The organism is Spiribacter sp. SSL99 (assembly GCF_009805925.1).
GTDB classification, from domain to species: Bacteria; Pseudomonadota; Gammaproteobacteria; order Nitrococcales; family Nitrococcaceae; genus Spiribacter; species Spiribacter roseus.
The window spans coordinates 151,009-167,696 of record NZ_MAOM01000011.1 but is presented as its reverse complement, the minus strand read 5'-3'; the positions used below and the strand labels follow the sequence as shown (position 1 = coordinate 167,696).

Genomic DNA, 16,688 nt, shown 5'->3' with positions numbered 1-16,688 from the left:
TGTTTTCCTGCGGTATGGCTGGTCGGGGTGGAGGGATTTGAACCCCCGACATCCTGCTCCCAAAGCAGGCGCGCTACCAGGCTGCGCTACACCCCGCTTCGTCCGCAGGATTCCCGCCGCATTCGTCAGGAATCCCGAAATAATACTGAGCCCCCTACTGGCGGTCAATGCGCGTATAGTGGTCTCGATCACAAGGAGTAACCATTCGATGACATTTGATGATTTCGGTCTCCAGACCGAACTGCTCGACGCCGTGAAGGCATCGGGCTACACCACCCCGACGTCCATTCAAGAGCAGGCCATCCCCCAGGTCCTTGACGGCAAAGACCTCCTCGGCGCCGCCCAGACCGGCACCGGCAAGACCGCCGCCTTCACTCTGCCGCTGCTCCAGCGGCTTGCCGCGGTCGAACCCCAGGGCAAGCGCCGCCCCGTGCGGCTGCTCATCATTGCCCCCACCCGCGAGCTGGCGGCCCAGATCCATGACAGTGTCAAGCAGTACGGCCGCAATCTGCCGCTGCGCTCGGCTGTCATATTCGGCGGCGTTGGCATGCAGCCCCAGATCGATCGTCTGCGCAAGGGGGTCGATATTGTCATCGCCACCCCGGGACGCCTGCTCGATCACCTCCAGCGCGACAACCTGCGCCTCGACCGCGTCGAGAGCGTGGTACTGGATGAAGCCGACCGCATGCTCGACATGGGCTTCATCCACGACATCCGCAAGGTCATGAAAAAGCTGCCCACCGAGCGGCAGACGCTGATGTTCTCGGCCACTTTCTCCCGCGAGATCCGCCAGCTTGCCGGGGGCATGCTGAAAAACCCTGTCGAAATCGACGTCGCCCCCAAGCACAGTGCCGCCGACACGGTGGAGCAGTCGGTCTATCGCCTGGACAAGGCTGAGAAGCGGCCGCTGCTCAGCCGCCTGATCCGCGAGGGCGACTGGCAGCAGGTGCTGGTGTTCACCCGCACCAAGCACGGCGCCAACAACCTGAGCAAACAGCTCGACAAGGATGGACTGAGCACCGCCGCGATTCATGGCAACAAGAGCCAGACGGCGCGCACCAAGGCGCTGGATGGTTTTAAAAAGGGTCACGTGCGGGTTCTGGTGGCCACCGACATCGCCGCCCGCGGGCTCGACATCGACCAGCTGCCCCATGTGGTCAATTTTGACCTGCCGCATGTGGCCGAGGACTACGTCCATCGCATTGGTCGCACCGGTCGTGCCGGCAATTCCGGTGAGGCGATTTCGCTGGTGGCGCCGGATGAGGGCAAACTGCTGAAAGGCATCGAGCGCCTGCTCAAGCGCTCCCTGCGGCGCGCCGACGCCGCCGCCTGATAGAGACTGGCGCGCCCGGCAGGGCTTGAACCTGCAACCCTCGGCTTAGAAGGCCGATGCTCTATCCGATTGAGCTACGGGCGCATGGGGCGGGATTGTACAACCATTCCCGCCCCAGATCATGTCAATGGCTGGATCCGCCCGGGCTCGGGCGGTAAAGTCCGCGCAGCGTCGAATCCACACCGGTTAGGAGCCCGCCCATGGCCGCCCGAATCATCGACGGCAAGGCGATTGCCGCCGACATCCGTGATCAGATCCAGACCGCGGTCAGCGAGCGTCGCGAACACGGTCAATCCACACCCGGCCTGGCCGTTGTGCTGGTGGGTGACAATGCCGCCTCATCGGTCTATGTGCGCATGAAGCGCCGCGACTGCGAGCAGGTGGGCTTCGTCTCGCAGGATTACGATCTGCCCGCCACCACGACCCAGGCCGAGCTCATGGCGCTGATCGATGAGCTCAATGCCAATCCCGCCACCCATGGCATCCTCGTACAGCTGCCGCTGCCCGAATCCATTGATGCCCAGGCGGTCATCGAGCGCATCGATCCCGCCAAGGATGTGGATGGCTTTCACCCGCAGAACGTCGGCCGGCTGGTCCTGCGCCTCCCGGGGCTTCGCTCGTGCACGCCACACGGCGTCATGACCCTGCTGCAGCACACCGACGTCGACCCGGTCGGGGCCCACGCGGTGGTGGTCGGACAGTCGAATATCGTCGGACGGCCCATGGCGCTCGAGCTGCTGAACGCCCGCTGCACCGTCACGATCTGCCATAGCCGCACACGGGATCTACGCGATCAGGTGGCCCAGGCCGACATCCTGGTCGCCGCGGTGGGGCGGACGGGCTTTATCCCCGGCGAGTGGATCAAGCCCGGTGCCACGGTGATCGACGTGGGCATCAACCGCCAGCCAGACGGGCGTCTTTTGGGGGATGTGGCGCCGGAGACGGCCATGGCCCGCGCGGCATGGATGACACCGGTACCGGGCGGCGTGGGACCACTGACCCGCGCGACGCTGCTGGAGAATACCCTGGCGGCCACCCGCCAGCTCGACGGCTAATCCGCCTCGCGGATCCAGTCGAGGGCGGCATCGAGCCGCTCAACGCCGATGACCTCAAGCCCATCCGGGGCCTCGCCCCGCGCCGGCGCGTTCTTGGCCGGCACAAGGGCGCGCCGGAAACCGTGCCGGGCCGCTTCCGCGAGCCGGTCCGGACCGTTCGGCACCGGCCGGATCTCGCCGGCCAGACCCACCTCACCAAATATCACCCAGTCCTGGGGGATCGGGCGATCACGCAGGCTTGAGATCACGGCCAGCAGCGCCGGCAGGTCGCTGGCCGTTTCGGCGATGCGCACCCCGCCGACGACATTGACGAAGACGTCCTCGCCGGCGGTGCTCACCCCGGCGTGACGCTGCAGCACCGCCAGCAGCATGCCCATGCGATTGCCGTCCATGCCCACAGCCAGCCGCCGCGGATTGGACAGCGGGCTTTCCGCCACCAGTGCCTGGAGTTCAAGCAGCAGCGGCCGGGTGCCCTCACGGGTGACCAGAATGGCACTGCCGGGCACCGGCTGTTCGTGGCGTGACAGGAAGATCGCGGAGGGGTTTTTCACCTCCTTGAGGCCGGTCTCGAGCATGGCGAACACCCCCAGCTCGTTGGCCGCGCCGAAGCGGTTCTTGACCGCACGCAGCAGTCGATAGCGACTGCCGGAGTCGCTCTCGAAGTAGAGCACCGTGTCGACCATGTGCTCCAGCACCCGTGGCCCGGCGAGCTGGCCTTCCTTGGTGACATGGCCGACCAGGAACAGCACCGTCCCGGTCTGCTTGGCAAACTGCACCAGCTGAGCGGCCGCCTCGCGCACCTGCGCAACGCCCCCCGGGGCCGAGCCCAGGGCATCGCTGTGAATGGTCTGAATGGAATCGACGACGAGCACCTCGGGGCGCTCGCGGGCAGCCAGCTCGATTATAGTTTCTACCCGGGTCTCGGCCAGCAGCTTGAGCCCGGCATCCCCCACGCCCAGCCGCTCGGCGCGCAGGCCGACCTGCTGGAGCGACTCCTCGCCGGTGACATACAGCGCCCCATGGCGGCTGGCAACTCGGGCCACCACCTCGAGCAGAAGGGTCGACTTGCCAATGCCCGGATCACCGCCCAGCAGGATGACGCCGCCGGCCACCAGACCGCCGCCCAGCACCCGATCAAACTCCCCGACCCCGGCCGAAAACCGTGTCTCGCGATCGCGCGGGACTTCGGCCAGTGTGCGGATGCCACTGTCGCCCGCATACTGCGCCCGCCCCTGGATGGATCCGCGGGTACCGGCGGCCGGCGTCGGCGCGCGCTGCTCTTCGAGGGTGTTCCACTCACCGCACTCCGGGCACTGGCCGGCCCACTGGGGGGATACCGCCGCGCAGGCGGTGCAGATGTAGCGGGTCTTGGTACTACCCTTGGCCATGCTCGTCTCCACGCCGGTACACCCGTTCAACACGCGGCGTCAGCCGGCAGAACAGCTCGTAACTGATGGTCCCGCAGGCCGTCGCCACCGTGGTGGCCAGCGGCGCCTCCCCCCACAGAACCACGCGGTCGCCCACCGCCGCCATCGGCGCATTGCGCAGATCCACCGCGATCATGTCCATGGAGACCTTGCCGATCAGCGGGCAGGGGCGCCCGGCCACCTGTACCGGGGTACCATCCGGCGCATGCCGCGGGTAGCCGTCACCATAGCCGATGGAGACCACCCCCACCGGCATCGACTCGGGGCAGACAAAACGACTCCCATAACCCACGCCATGCCCCGCCGGCAGCCATTTGACCGAGATCAGCGCGGCCTCGAGGCGCATGACCGGCTGCAGTGGCGGATGCGCATCGGCGTCGATCAGCGGCGATGCGCCATAGAGCATGATGCCGGGACGGATCCAGTCGGCGAACGGCTCGAGCCCGCGCAGGGTCGCCGCGGAATTGGGCAATGTCACCGGACGGGCATCATTCACCACCTCGCCGAAACGCTGCATCTGCGTGGCCGTGCCCGCATGGTCGGGGGTGTCCGCGTGGGCCAGATGCGTCATCCAGCGCACTGATCCCACGGTGTCCAGTGCCAGGAGTTGCTCCAGCGCCGACGCGGCGTCTTCCGGCAGAAATCCAAGCCGCCCCATGCCGGTGTCCACTTTGAGCCAGCAGTCGATGGGCGTCGTAATATCCGCCTCGGCCAGCGCCTGGATCTGCCAGGGCTGATGGATGACGGCGTCCAGCCGGCGCGCTGAGAGCACCGGGATCTCGCCGGCATCGAAAAATCCTTCCAGCAGGATGATGCGGTGCATCAGCCCGGCCGTGCGCAGCGGCAGCGCCTCCTCGAGGCAGCTTACCGCGTAGCCATCAGTGAGTGCCGCCAGCTCGTGGGCCACCGGCAGCAGACCATGGCCGTAGGCATCGGCCTTGAGTACCGCCATGACATTGGCGGTGGGTATCTGTGCACGGGCCACACCCAGATTGTGTCGCAGGGCGTCGAGCCGAATCGTTGCCCGGGCCGTGCGACTCACTGCCAGCCACCGCCTCCGTAGCCGGCATCGGCGATGAAGTTCTCAAAGCGCGTGTACTGTCCCAGAAACGTCAGCCGGACGTTGCCGATGGGCCCGTTGCGCTGCTTGCCGATGATGATCTCGGCCGTCCCCGCGTCGGGGCTTTCCTCGTTGTAGACCTCATCGCGGTAGATGAACACGATGACGTCGGCATCCTGCTCGATCGCTCCCGATTCGCGTAGATCCGACATGATCGGGCGCTTGTTGGGACGCTGCTCGAGACTACGGTTGAGCTGCGAGAGCACCATGACCGGAACGCCCAGCTCCTTGGCCATGCCCTTGAGGGCCCGGGAGATCTGGGAGATTTCGGCGGCGCGGTTTTCCTTGAATCCCGGCAGCTGCATGAGCTGCAGATAGTCCACCAGCACCAGGCCCAGGCCGTGTTCGCGCTTCAGGCGCCGACAACGGGCCCGCATTTCGGTGGGGGTCAGGCCCGGCGTGTCGTCAATGAACAGGTTCGCCTGCGAGAGCAGGTTCATGGTGCTGGTCAGTCGCGGCCAGTCATCGTCATTGAGCCGGCCGGATCGGATCTTCTGCAGCTCGACCCGCCCCAGGGACGAGAGCATGCGCATGGCCAGCGCGTCGGCGGGCATCTCCATGCTGAACACCGCCGTGGGCGGGCCGCTCTGCAGCGCCGCCGCCTCGGCGATGTTCATGGCAAAAGTGGTCTTGCCCATGGAGGGCCGCCCGGCGACGATCACCAGATCGCCGTCCTGCAGGCCCGAGGTCATGCGGTCGAGGTCGGTGAACCCGGTCGGCAGGCCGGTGACGTCACTGTCCTGGTGATAGAGCGTGTCGATGCGGTCGACCACATCCGGCAGCACATCGCGGACGCCGACAAAACCGCGCCGGTTGCGCCCGGACTGTTCGGCGATCTGAAAGATCTGCCGCTCGGCGTTGTCGAGCAGATCAGCGGAGTTCTGGCCCTCGGGGTTGAACCCGGCATTGGCCACTTCGGTGCCCGCTTCGATGAGCTGGCGCAGCACCGACTGCTCGCGCACGATGTCGGCATAGGCGCGGATGTTGGCGGCACTGGGCGTGTCCCGCGCCAGCAGGCCCAGATAACCAAGCCCGCCCGCGCTCTCGAGGAGGTCGTTGGACTTGAGCCACTCCGAGAGCGTGACGGCGTCCATGGGCTGGCCGGATTCCGCCAGACCGTCCAGGGCGCGGAAGATCAGGCGATGATCGCGACGGTAGAAGTCCGCCTCGCTGACGCGATCGGCGATCTGATCCCAGGCATTGTTATCGAGCATGAGTCCGCCAAGCACCGCCTGCTCCGCCTCGATGGAGTGCGGTGGCACCTTGAGTGCCTCGGCGCTGACGGCATTGCCGGACTCAACCATCCCGGGTGCGGGCCCTTCAGGCGTCGCCGCTGACGTTCACATAGGCCGTGGCATTGACGTCGGCATGCAGATGAACCTCGACGCTGTACTCACCCACGGCGCGGATCGGGCCATCGGGCATGCGCACTTCGTGGCGGCCGACTTCGACGCCGGCGGCGGTCAGGGCCTCGGCGATGTCCTGCGGGCCGATCGAGCCGAACAGCTTGCCCTCTTCGCCGACATTGGCGGCGATGGTGACGGGCTGGGCGTTGACCTGCTCGGCACGCTGGCGTGCCGCGGCCAGCTCTTCGGCGGCCTTGCGCTCAAGCTCGGCGCGCTGGGCCTCGAAATAGGCCACGTTCTCGGCCGTCGCAGGCCGGGCCTTGCCCTGCGGGATGAGATAGTTCCGACCATACCCGGCGCGGACGCGGACCGTGTCACCCAGCCCCCCCAGGTTGGCCACTTTTTCCATCAGAATGACTTCCATTTTTCGTACCCCGACTTCAAGTCTGTTCGTTTGTCAGCTCTCGGGCGCAAGCCGCGCCCGAAAATTCATGATTGGATCGGCCAGGCCGATCAGTACCGCCGGTCGCAGCAGCAGCGGCAGGACCAGGTAGAACCCGACCAGCCAACCGGTGTGCCAACCGCGGCGGGCGACGATCGCATGCGCCACCGCCACCGCCTGCAGGATGAACACCGCGCCCAGAATGGTGCCCAGGTCCGCCAGTAGCCCCGGCGCGTTGAACGCCCCGGCCAGTACCGCCGCCGCGGCCAGCGCGGCAAACCAGCGACTCAGGTGCAGGTCATGAAACTCGCTGCGGAATCCTCCGGGATTGTACAGCATCGCCTGCCACCAACGACCCAGCAGCAGACACAGCAGCGCCACGCCGAGGACGTTCGTCACCCACAGACCGGTCAGTCGCGGTGCGAGCTGCTCCACCGTCCGATCCCAGCCCTCGCCGGGCGGCGCGGCGAGCAGCTGTTGCGAAAGCACCTCGAGGACCTGGCGCCAGAACACCGACGGATCCCCGTAGAGCCCGTAAAACGCCACGACGGCACCCGCCGCCACCAGCGCACCGGCCTGGATGGCGGTCGCCAGCGATACCCGGACCCGCAGGACCTGGGCCATGCCCATGACCGGCAGCCAGATCAGCGCCAGCGGCTGGAGCACCGCCAGCGGTGTCCCCAGCATCACCGCGTAGATGGGCACCAGCGCCGCGGTGGCACCCGCCAGGATGAGACCGCCCTCGGCCAGCCCCCGGCGCAGCGTAATCAATGCGAGCAGCCCGGCACTCAGCCAGAACAGCAGCGGCATCAGCGCGCCGAGCGCGACCACGCCCACCGCGGCAAGGCGGCTGCGCATGGCGAACTCGAGCAGGGCACGCATCAGCGGGGGCCGGGCGCGGTCACGCGCTCAGTGGCTGTCCGTGTACGGCAGCAGCGCCAGATAGCGGGCACGCTTGACCGCGGTGGACAGCTGGCGCTGATACTTGGCGCGGGTGCCGGTGATCCGGCTGGGCACGATCTTGCCAGTCTCGGTGATGTACTGGCGCAGCGTGTTCAGGTCCTTGTAGTCAATTTCCTTCACCCCTTCAGCGGTGAAGCGGCAATACTTACGGCGACGGAAAAAACGGGCCATGTCTGAATCCTCTATTCGGTCGGGGTCATCCGCTCGAGGCGGCTGACGCTGATGATGATCGGGTCGGTATCGGGCGTGCGCTGACGGGAGCGGCGCATGTAACCACTGACGCGGACCGGGCTGCCGGCGGGCAGCTCATTGAGCTGCTCCGCCAGCGGCGTGCCGGCGGCGCTGACCCCCACCCGGAATCGGATGGGGCGCGAGGCGCCGGCCTCGGTCTGCTGCGATTCATGCTCGATCAGCCCGCGGGCGATCGGGACGCCGGCCGGCGAATGACGAAGTCCCGCGGCCTCGACCAGCCAACCGGTCAGCTCGACGTGATTGCTCACGCGCCGGTGTCGGTGTCCGCCTCGTCGGCGGTATCACGCTCGCCGCCATCGGTGTCGGCGTCGGCGTCATCACGCTCGCGCCGCGGGGGCCGCTCACGCTCTTCCTCCTGTCCCTTGGCAAGGGGCGACGGGTCGGTCACCGCCTCGCTGCGCGCCAGAACCATGTTCCGGATGACGGCGTCGTTGAAGCGGAACATCGATTCCAGCTCTTCGATATCCGAGGGCTCGCACTCGATGTTCATCAGGACGTAGTGCGCCTTGATGAGCTTGTTGATCGGGTAGGCAAGCTGGCGCCGCCCCCAGTCTTCAAGCCGGTGGATACTGCCGCCGTTGCCCTCGATGAGCCCGCGATAGCGCTCGATCATGGCAGGGACCTGGTCACTCTGGTCGGGATGGACCAGAAAGACGATTTCATAGTGCCGCATTGTGGCTCCTTTCGGTTGATCCGGCCTGTGCCGGGAAAGCCGCCCGCCATAACGGGCAGCAAGGAGAAATCAGCGTCGGCTGATTAATCCATCAGTATAGTCGAGCGGGGTGTCAGGATAAAGCGCTGCGCTGCCGGACCGCCTCGAACAGCACGACGCCCGTGGCGACGGAGACATTCAGGCTCTCCACGCGGCCGGCCATCGGAATGGCCACGAGGGCATCACAATGCTCGCGGGTGAGCCGCCGCAGCCCGGTACCCTCGGCGCCCATGACCACCGCGACCGCCCCGCTCAGGTCACTGTCATGCAGGCCGATGGCCCCCGTATCGGCCAGACCGAACAGCCAGATCCCCCGATCACGCAGATCCCGCAGGCAGCGCACCAGGTTGGTGACCTGATACAGCGGCACCGCCTCCGCGGCCCCGGCGGCCACGCGGTGGACCACCGGCGTCAGGCCGGCGGCGCGGTCGCGGGGCGTAATCACCGCATCCACACCCGCCGCATCGGCGCTGCGCAGACAGGCGCCCAGATTATGGGGATCCTGCACCTGATCGAGGACCAGGATCAGCGGCTCGTGCGCGAGCCCGTCCAGATGCTGCGCCAGATCGCCCTCATCCAGCGGCGGCCGGCCCTGCCAGGCGACGATGACACCCTGGTGATTGAAATCCGGCAGCTTCTCATCAAGGGCGCGCGGGTGGCTGACATGCACCGGGCACTTCAGCGCCTCGAGCTGCCGGCGCAGCTTCTGGTGGCGGCCGTCACGACGGCGGCTGTCCAGCCATACCTCGCGCACCCGTGACGGGTCGTAGCGCAGGGCCGCCTGCACTGAGTGGAGGCCACCGATCAGCGTTGTCTGGCTCATCCGCGCCGGCGGCGGTTGCGCGACTCCGAGCGACGGCCGTTGCGGGACTTGCCCCCCGACTTATTCCGATGCTTGCCCTGGTCCCTGCCCTTGCCGTTGCCTTTCGACCGGCTGCCGGCGCTGTCACCCAGCGGCTCGCCATCAGGTCCCAGGGGATGGGCAATGGGGTCGAAGTCGATCTTGCCGTCGTCGACGTTCACCTGGGCCAGCCGGACCCGGATGCGGTCGGTGAGCCGGTATTCCTTGCCGGTGCGCTCGCCCACAAGGCGATGGCCGATGGCGTCGAAGTGGAAGAAGTCCTGCTCGAGGTTGGTGATATGAATGAGCCCGTCGACGTACAGGCCATCCAGTTCGACGAACAGCCCGAACGAGGTCACGCCGCTGATCACACCGGTGAACTCCTCGCCAATGCGGCTCGCCATGAACCGGCACTTGAGGGTCATCAACGCCTCGCGGGTGGCTTCCTCGGCGCGGCGGTCGGTCATTGAGCAGTGCTCGCCCACGGTCACCAGCTGGTCTTCGGTGTACTCGAACGCCTCGATCGGCTGCTTGGACAGCACATGCTTGATGCCGCGATGAACGATCAGGTCGGGATAGCGACGGATCGGCGAAGTGAAATGCGCGTAGGCATCCAGCGCCAGTCCGAAATGGCCGGCGTTGTCCGGGCGATACTCCGCCGCCATCATCGAGCGCAGCATGATCGACTCGATGAAGTGGCGGTCGGGGCGCTGCTTGACGGTTTCCATCAACGCCGAGAAGTCCTGGGCGGTGGGCTCGTCGCCACCCCCCAGGGTGAGACCGGTCTGGGCCAGGAACTCGCGCAGATTCTTCAGGCGCTGCTCCGCCGGCGGCTCATGCACCCGGTACAGCGACGGGATGCGATGCCGGCGCAGGAAGCGTGCGGTGGCGACATTCGCCTTGACCATGCACTCCTCGATCAGGCGATGGGCATTGGTCCGCTCGGCGGGATGAACGTCGGCCACCTGGCCCTGATGATCAAACTCGATCACCGACTCGCTGGTATTGAAATCGATGGCGCCGCGCTTCTGGCGATCGATCCGCAGCGCATCGAACACCGCGTAGAGATCGCCGATGTGCTTGAGCAGCGGCTCGTGCTCACGCAGCAGCGAAGGGTCGCGCTCGTTATGGATCGCGTCCACGTCCTCGTAAGTCAGGCGCGCCGCCGACTTCATCAGCCCCTCATAGAACCGCGAGCGCTTGAGCTGACCCTCACGGTCGATCTGCATTTCGCAGACCATGCATAGCCGGTCGACGCCGGGATTGAGCGAACACAGTCCGTTGGAGAGATTCTCCGGCAGCATGGGCACGACATTGCGCGGGAAATAGCAGGAATTGCCGCGTTCTGCCGCCTCCGTGTCCAGCGCTGAGCCGGGCGTGACGTAGGCGCCCACATCGGCGATCGCCACGATCAGTTTCCAGCCGCTGGCGGTGGGCTCGCAGTAGACCGCGTCGTCAAAGTCACGCGCATCGGCACCGTCGATGGTCACCAGCGGGAGCTGGCGCAGATCCTTGCGCCCCGCCTTGCTCGACTCGGGCACCTCGTCGCCAAAGCCGGCGGCTTCGGCCAGCACCTCGTCGGGCCATTCCACTGGTATGCCGTGGGTGCGCGCCGCAACCGCCACCTCGTCGCCCGGGGCGATGCGGGTGCCGAACACCTCGATGATGCGGCCGATGGGCTGACGGCGCTGCGAGGGCTGACTGACCACTTCGGCGGTCACCAGCTCGCCGTTGGCAGCGCCATTGGCGTCCGCGCCGGGGATGATCAGATCCTGATGCAGGCGCTTGTTGTTGGGGACCACAAAGCCGATCCCGCTTTCCTCGTAGTAACGCCCGGCGATTTCCTGATTGGCATGCTCGATGATCTCGACCAGTTCGCCGGTGGGTCGGCCATCGTCATCGTCGCCGGTCAGTCGCACCACCACCCGGTCGCGGTTGAGCAGCCGGTGCATCTCGCGGGGGGCGAGATAGACATTCGGCCCCGGACGGTCGGGATGGACGACCCCCGAGCCGTCCGGCGACGAGCGGATGCGCCCGCGCACCAGCTCCTGGTTATCGACCACCACATAGCCGTTGCGCCGGTTACGCACCAACTGGCCGTCACGCTCCATGGCCTTGAGGCGCCGCCGCAGGCCCTCGAGCGCATCCTCGTCGGTCAGCCCGAACAGTTCGGCCAGGTCCTTGCGGGACAGGGGGCGGGCCTGGGCCTCGAGTTGCTGGGTGATGTATTCCCGGCTGGGAACCGGGGATTCGTACTTGCCTTTCTCGCGATCGAGATACGGATCGCGGGAGGGATCCGCGCTTTCGGTGTCTTTTTCTGTCATGGCCGACAGGATACGGCATGCGCGTCACGGTGCCTACGCGAATGCTCGATTTCGTTGACAGATCCGGGGCCCGTCGGTACTCTTCGCTGCGTTGTTGAGGACGGCCTCATCAATGCCGAGGTGGCGGAATTGGTAGACGCGCTAGCTTCAGGTGCTAGTGGGGGAGACCCCGTGGAGGTTCAAGTCCTCTCCTCGGCACCACATCTGACTTCGATTCGCATTTGAATCCCTCCCCTGCCTGATCAATACTTGTCCATTGAACGCTTGACGATTCAATGGAAAGGAATTGATTCCATGTCAGACCGTGCCGACCGCTCCGATGACGAGCTCTATGCCTCGCACACACTCGCCATGGGGCTCGAGAAATCGCGATTCCCTGAGGCCACCGCCGATCCCCGCGCCGTCAGCTCCGCGATCCGCGACGAGCTGCTGCTGGACGGCAACTCGAGACAGAACCTCGCCACCTTCTGCCAGACCTGGGAAGAACCCGAGGTCCACGCCCTCATGGACGTGTGCATCGACAAGAACATGGTCGACAAGGACGAATATCCCCAGACCGCGGAGATCGAGGCCCGCTGCGTGCGGATGCTCGCCGAGCTCTGGCATGCCCCGGACGGGCCGGCCACCGGCTGTTCAACGACCGGCTCGAGTGAGGCCGCCATGCTCGGTGGCCTGGCGATGAAACGCCGCTGGGAAGCCGGGCGGAAGGCGGAGGGACTGAGTACCGAGCGGCCCAACCTCGTCACCGGTCCGGTGCAGGTGTGCTGGCACAAGTTCGCCCGCTACTGGGACATCGAGCTTCGCGAAGTCCCCATGGCGCCCGGCCGCCGGCTCCTCACCGCCGAGGAGGTGCGCCGGCACTGCGACGAAAACACCATCGGCGTGGTCCCGACGCTGGGGGTCACCTTCACCGGCGAGTTCGAACCGGTGAAGGCGATCAGCGATGCGCTCGACGCGCTCGAGCGCGACACCGGGCTGGATATTCCGATTCATGTCGATGGCGCCAGTGGCGGCTTCCTCGCCCCCTTCTGCGCGCCGGATCTGGTCTGGGACTTTTCCCTCCCGCGGGTGCGCTCGATCAATGCCTCGGGCCATAAATTCGGTCTCGCCCCCCTCGGCGTCGGCTGGGTACTGTGGCGCGAGCAGAGCGACCTGCCGGAGAACATGATCTTCTGGGTGAACTACCTGGGCGGCGACATGAAGGACATCGCACTCAACTTCTCCCGCCCCGGCGGTCAGATCGTGTGTCAGTACTACAACTTCGTGCGCCTGGGCCGCGAGGGCTACGCGCGGGTGCATGGCGCCTGTTACGACACCGCGGCCTATCTCGCCGGCGAGATTGCGGCAATGGGCCCCTTCGAGATCATCTACGACGGCGATCGATCGCGCGGCATCCCGGCCGTTTCCTGGAAACTCAGGGACGGGACGGATCCGGGGTTCACGCTGTTCGATCTGGCCGACCGGCTGCGGGCACGCGGCTGGCAGGTGCCGGCCTACACGCTGCCGCCGGCCTGCGATGATCAGCCGATCCAGCGCATTCTGGTGCGTAACGGCGTGAGTCGCGATCTCTGCGAGCTGCTGGTTGCCGACATGCAGTCCGCCCTCGCCCATCTGGAGGCGCATCCGGCTCAGGTGCCGCTCGGCGAGGCCGAGGCCTCGGGGTTTCACCACTAGGGGGTTCCCGTTGGCGCTGCGGTTCTGGCAATCGCCCGGCTACGACGCCGGGACCGCCGGCTTTTTTGCCGTCGGCTCGCTGCTGTTCATGCTGGGGGCGGCCCTGTCGCTGGTCACCAATCCGCTCACCGGCACGCAGATCGCCATCGTGTTTTTCCTCGGCTCGATCCCCTTCACGATCGGCGGCTTTCTGCAGAATTTCCAGGCCGCGAATGCAACGGATCCCTCGCCCGCCGGCGAGCACCGCCCGGCCAGACGGGTGCGGCTCGTCGGCTGGCGCCCCGGTAGCCTGACCTGGCTCAGCTCGGTGACCCAGTTCGCGGGCACCGTCGCCTTCAACGTCAATACGTTTGATGCCATCTACCCCGGCATCGGCTGGTACGACCGGGACGTCACGATCTGGGTGCCGGGGATGATCGGATCGGTGCTGTTCCTGATCTCGGGTTATACCGCCTTTGTGGCGACAAGCCACGGCGCCTGGTCATGGCGGCCGGCGTCGCGGGACTGGTGGAGCGTGGCGGTCAACCTGCTCGGCTGCATTTTTTTCATGACCGCCGCGGTCACCGCCTTCGTACCGCCCGAGCGGGCACCGGCCTGGATCGCGGCCGTGGCCAATATCCATCTCTGGCTGGGTGGCGCCTGTTTTCTGATCGCCGCGTTACTGACGATCGTGGGCAGTCTCAGTGATCGAAGGGGTGGCGCCGGATGATCGTATCGCGCCGGTCGGCCCCGGTGGAGATGATGTCCACGGGCACGCCACACAGCCGCTCGATGGTCTCGAGATAATCCCGCGCCGCCGCGGGCAGATCCGCGTAGCGCTGGATCCCCAGCGTGGAGGTCTTCCAGCCCGGCATTTCCACATACTCGGGCTCGCATTCCGCCAGCGCCTCGGCACCGGCGGGCAGGACATCGCTGCGCTGGGCGCCACAGCGGTAGCCGGTACAGATACGCAGTGTGTCCAGCTCGTCGAGCACATCGAGCTTGGTCATGCACAGCCCCGACAGGCTGGAGATCTGCGCCGCCCGGCGCATCGCCACGGCATCAAACCAGCCGCAGCGGCGTGGGCGCCCGGTGGTGGAACCGAACTCGTGACCGCGCTCCGCCAGGTGGCGTCCCAGCTGATCCGAGAGCTCGGTGGGAAATGGCCCTGCCCCCACCCGGGTGGTATAGGCCTTGGTGATCCCCAGCACATAATCGAGCTCGAGCGGTCCCACGCCGGTGCCGGTCGAGGCCGCGCCGGCGGTGGTGTTGGATGAGGTGACGTAGGGATAAGTCCCCTGATCGATGTCCAGCAGTGTGCCCTGCGCGCCTTCAAACAGCAGGCTGTCACCCGCCGCCCGGTAGCGGTGCAGACGATGGGAGATATCGGCCACCATCGGCTCGAGCTCCGCGGCCATCGCCAGGCACTCCTCCTGAATCGCCTGGAAGTCCTGCCCGGCCTCGCCGTAATAGTGCTTGAGCACGAAATTATGATAATCCAGCAGCTCGCCCAGCTTGGCGGCCAGGCACTCGCGCTGGAACAGATCGCCGATGCGGATGCCGCGCCGCGCCACCTTGTCCTCGTAGGCGGGACCGATGCCCCGCCCCGTGGTGCCGATGGCGGCCTTGCCGCGGGCCCGCTCGCGGGCCTGATCGAGGGCGATGTGCGAGGGGAGGATCACCGGGCAGGCCGGGCTGATGCGCAGGCGCTCGCGCGCCGGGACACCCGAGGCCTCGAGGGCGGTGAGCTCGTCCATGAGCGCCGCCGGCGAGATCACGACGCCATTGCCGATCAGACACTCCACGCCGTCGCGCAGGATGCCGGAGGGGATCAGATGCAGGACGGTCTTGTGGCCGTCGATCACCAGGGTATGGCCCGCGTTATGCCCGCCCTGGAAGCGCGCCACCGCCGATACCCGATCGGTGAGCAGATCCACGATCTTGCCCTTTCCCTCGTCCCCCCACTGGGAGCCGATCACCACCACACTTTTTGTCATTCGTTCTCCGCTGGTTCGATGGTCTCGATCTGCCAGTCGCCGCCGGCGGCCTGTACGAGCTGGCGATTGCAGCCTTGACCGGCCGCTGCCCCGGGATGCCCGGGCAGCGCCCAGATCACCGTTTCGCCGGCCTCGCGCAGTGCCGCCACGCGCCGGCGCAGCGCCTCGTCCGCTGACCACGGCGCGGCAATGGCGCCGCCGCCCGGTGGATTGTCGGTGGTCGTCGCGGCCGCCCGCCGCAACGCCTTGAGATCGGCGCTGAATCCGGTGGCCGGCCGCCCACGCCCGAAGACCGCCCCGATGTCGTCATAGCGCCCGCCACGGGCCAGCTCGCCGGACACCCCGGGCGTGTAGGCCGCGAAGACGATTCCGGTGTGGTAGCGATAGCCGCGCAGTTCGCCCAGATCGAAGTGCAGCGTCATATCCGGTCGTGCCGCGGCAAGGGCCTCGGCGGTTCGGGTCAACGCCTCGAGCGCGGCGTCCACGGGTTCGCCGGCCCCGGCCAGAGCCTCCGCCGCCGCCGTGAGGACCTCCGCGCCGCCACTCAGGCCCGCCAGTGCCGAGAGCCGGCGATGATCGGCCGGAGCGACGTCGAATTCCCCCAGCAGTGCCTCGATATCAGCGGTGGATTTGCGCTGCAGGGCATCCCACAGACGCGCTTCGGCGTCGCCCTCGAGGCCGGCGGCACTGCAGAGTCCACGAAAGATACCCACGTGACCGAGGTCGACATGCAATGGCTCAATGCCGGCGGCACTGAGGATCTCGGCCATCAGACCGATGACCTCGACATCACTCTCGATACCGCCGTGGCCGTACAGCTCGGCGCCCATCTGCAACGGGTTGCGTGACCCTTCGGCCCCCTCGGCGCGGGTGCGCAGCACCGTACCGCTATAGCAAAGACGCACCGGCCCCTCGCGGCGCAGCTGGTGGGCATCGATGCGCGCCGCCTGCGGCGTAATATCGGCACGCACCCCCATCATCCGCCCGCTCATCTGATCGGTGAGCTTGAAGGTCTGCAGGTCAAGATCGTGGGCGACACCCGAGAGCAGCGCCTCGAGGTACTCGATGACCGGCGGCATCACCAGTTCATAGCCCCAGCGCGCGCAGCGCTCCAGGCTCGACTGGCGCAGGTGCTCCAGCGCCGCCGCCGCCGGCGGGAGCAGTTCTTCAACCGAGTCGGGCAGCAACCAGGGGCTGTGCGGGCCCGGCGATCTGTCAGTCAT

Annotated in this window: 16 protein-coding genes and 3 tRNA genes; 5 read left to right on the top strand and 14 right to left on the bottom strand. The window is 66.8% G+C overall.

Annotation, left to right across the window (positions count from 1 at the left end; all coding sequences use genetic code 11):
* Positions 1-19 precede the first annotated feature (19 nt).
* A tRNA-Pro gene (locus BA899_RS02665) sits at positions 20-96 on the bottom strand.
* Positions 97-208: 112 nt separating this feature from the next.
* Between BA899_RS02665 and BA899_RS02660 the strand changes: the two genes are divergently transcribed.
* Positions 209-1,333, top strand: a complete 1,125-nt coding sequence (locus BA899_RS02660; protein WP_144347725.1) for a DEAD/DEAH box helicase — start codon at positions 209-211, stop codon at positions 1,331-1,333.
* Positions 1,334-1,340: 7 nt separating this feature from the next.
* Here BA899_RS02660 and BA899_RS02655 read toward each other — a convergent pair.
* Positions 1,341-1,417, bottom strand: a tRNA-Arg gene (locus BA899_RS02655).
* A 116-nt stretch (positions 1,418-1,533) separates the two neighbouring features.
* Here BA899_RS02655 and folD point away from each other — a divergent pair.
* Entirely contained in the window at positions 1,534-2,388 is an 855-nt protein-coding gene (gene folD / locus BA899_RS02650; protein WP_110883146.1) for a bifunctional methylenetetrahydrofolate dehydrogenase/methenyltetrahydrofolate cyclohydrolase FolD, read from the top strand.
* Here folD and radA read toward each other — a convergent pair.
* The 10 genes from radA to rnr all read right to left on the bottom strand — a co-directional run bounded on the left by radA (position 2,385) and on the right by rnr (position 11,815).
* Entirely contained in the window at positions 2,385-3,776 is a 1,392-nt protein-coding gene (radA, locus tag BA899_RS02645; protein ID WP_159299642.1) for a DNA repair protein RadA, read from the bottom strand. The genes folD and radA overlap by 4 nt on opposite strands.
* Positions 3,763-4,857 carry an alanine racemase gene (gene alr, locus BA899_RS02640; protein ID WP_159299641.1) on the bottom strand — a complete coding sequence of 365 codons (1,095 nt, stop codon included), beginning with the start codon at positions 4,855-4,857 and terminating at the stop codon, positions 3,763-3,765. Before alr ends, radA begins: the two co-directional genes overlap by 14 nt.
* Positions 4,854-6,239 carry a replicative DNA helicase gene (gene dnaB, locus BA899_RS02635; RefSeq protein ID WP_144347729.1) on the bottom strand — a complete coding sequence of 462 codons (1,386 nt, stop codon included), beginning with the start codon at positions 6,237-6,239 and terminating at the stop codon, positions 4,854-4,856. Before dnaB ends, alr begins: the two co-directional genes overlap by 4 nt.
* 16 nt (positions 6,240-6,255) lie before the next feature.
* Positions 6,256-6,705, bottom strand: coding sequence for a 50S ribosomal protein L9 (rplI, locus tag BA899_RS02630; protein WP_110883150.1), 450 nt, complete (start codon positions 6,703-6,705; stop codon positions 6,256-6,258).
* Between the two features lie 33 nt (positions 6,706-6,738).
* Positions 6,739-7,605: a hypothetical protein gene (locus BA899_RS02625; protein WP_159299640.1), complete on the bottom strand. Its 867-nt coding sequence runs from the start codon at positions 7,603-7,605 to the stop codon at positions 6,739-6,741.
* A gap of 27 nt (positions 7,606-7,632) precedes the next feature.
* Entirely contained in the window at positions 7,633-7,857 is a 225-nt protein-coding gene (gene rpsR, locus BA899_RS02620; RefSeq protein WP_110883152.1) for a 30S ribosomal protein S18, read from the bottom strand.
* Positions 7,858-7,868: 11 nt separating this feature from the next.
* The gene (priB, locus tag BA899_RS02615) at positions 7,869-8,186 is read right to left on the bottom strand and encodes a primosomal replication protein N (RefSeq protein WP_110883153.1); all 318 of its coding nucleotides are present in this window, start codon (positions 8,184-8,186) and stop codon (positions 7,869-7,871) included.
* Entirely contained in the window at positions 8,183-8,611 is a 429-nt protein-coding gene (gene rpsF / locus BA899_RS02610; RefSeq protein WP_144347730.1) for a 30S ribosomal protein S6, read from the bottom strand. The genes priB and rpsF overlap by 4 nt, the downstream gene beginning before the upstream one ends.
* Positions 8,612-8,723: 112 nt before the next feature.
* Positions 8,724-9,473 (bottom strand): 23S rRNA (guanosine(2251)-2'-O)-methyltransferase RlmB, encoded by a 750-nt coding sequence (gene rlmB, locus BA899_RS02605; protein WP_159299639.1) that lies wholly within the window; start codon positions 9,471-9,473, stop codon positions 8,724-8,726.
* Positions 9,470-11,815 carry a ribonuclease R gene (gene rnr, locus BA899_RS02600; protein ID WP_159299638.1) on the bottom strand — a complete coding sequence of 782 codons (2,346 nt, stop codon included), beginning with the start codon at positions 11,813-11,815 and terminating at the stop codon, positions 9,470-9,472. Before rnr ends, rlmB begins: the two co-directional genes overlap by 4 nt.
* Positions 11,816-11,929: 114 nt before the next feature.
* On the opposite strand from rnr, the gene BA899_RS02595 reads away from it, so the two are divergent.
* The 3 genes from BA899_RS02595 to BA899_RS02585 all read left to right on the top strand — a co-directional run bounded on the left by BA899_RS02595 (position 11,930) and on the right by BA899_RS02585 (position 14,198).
* Positions 11,930-12,016, top strand: a tRNA-Leu gene (locus tag BA899_RS02595).
* Positions 12,017-12,109: 93 nt separating this feature from the next.
* On the top strand, positions 12,110-13,489 hold the full coding sequence (locus BA899_RS02590; RefSeq protein ID WP_159299637.1) for a glutamate decarboxylase: 1,380 nt from the start codon (positions 12,110-12,112) through the stop codon (positions 13,487-13,489).
* A gap of 10 nt (positions 13,490-13,499) precedes the next feature.
* Complete coding sequence (locus tag BA899_RS02585) at positions 13,500-14,198, top strand: hypothetical protein (RefSeq protein ID WP_159299636.1); 699 nt, start codon at positions 13,500-13,502, stop codon at positions 14,196-14,198.
* On the opposite strand, the gene BA899_RS02580 is transcribed toward BA899_RS02585, so the two are convergent.
* Both BA899_RS02580 and BA899_RS02575 read right to left on the bottom strand, forming a co-directional pair.
* Positions 14,170-15,465 (bottom strand): adenylosuccinate synthase, encoded by a 1,296-nt coding sequence (locus BA899_RS02580; protein WP_148121761.1) that lies wholly within the window; start codon positions 15,463-15,465, stop codon positions 14,170-14,172. The two genes, BA899_RS02585 and BA899_RS02580, sit on opposite strands and share 29 nt — an antisense overlap.
* Complete coding sequence (locus tag BA899_RS02575) at positions 15,462-16,688, bottom strand: ATP phosphoribosyltransferase regulatory subunit (RefSeq protein WP_159299635.1); 1,227 nt, start codon at positions 16,686-16,688, stop codon at positions 15,462-15,464. Before BA899_RS02575 ends, BA899_RS02580 begins: the two co-directional genes overlap by 4 nt.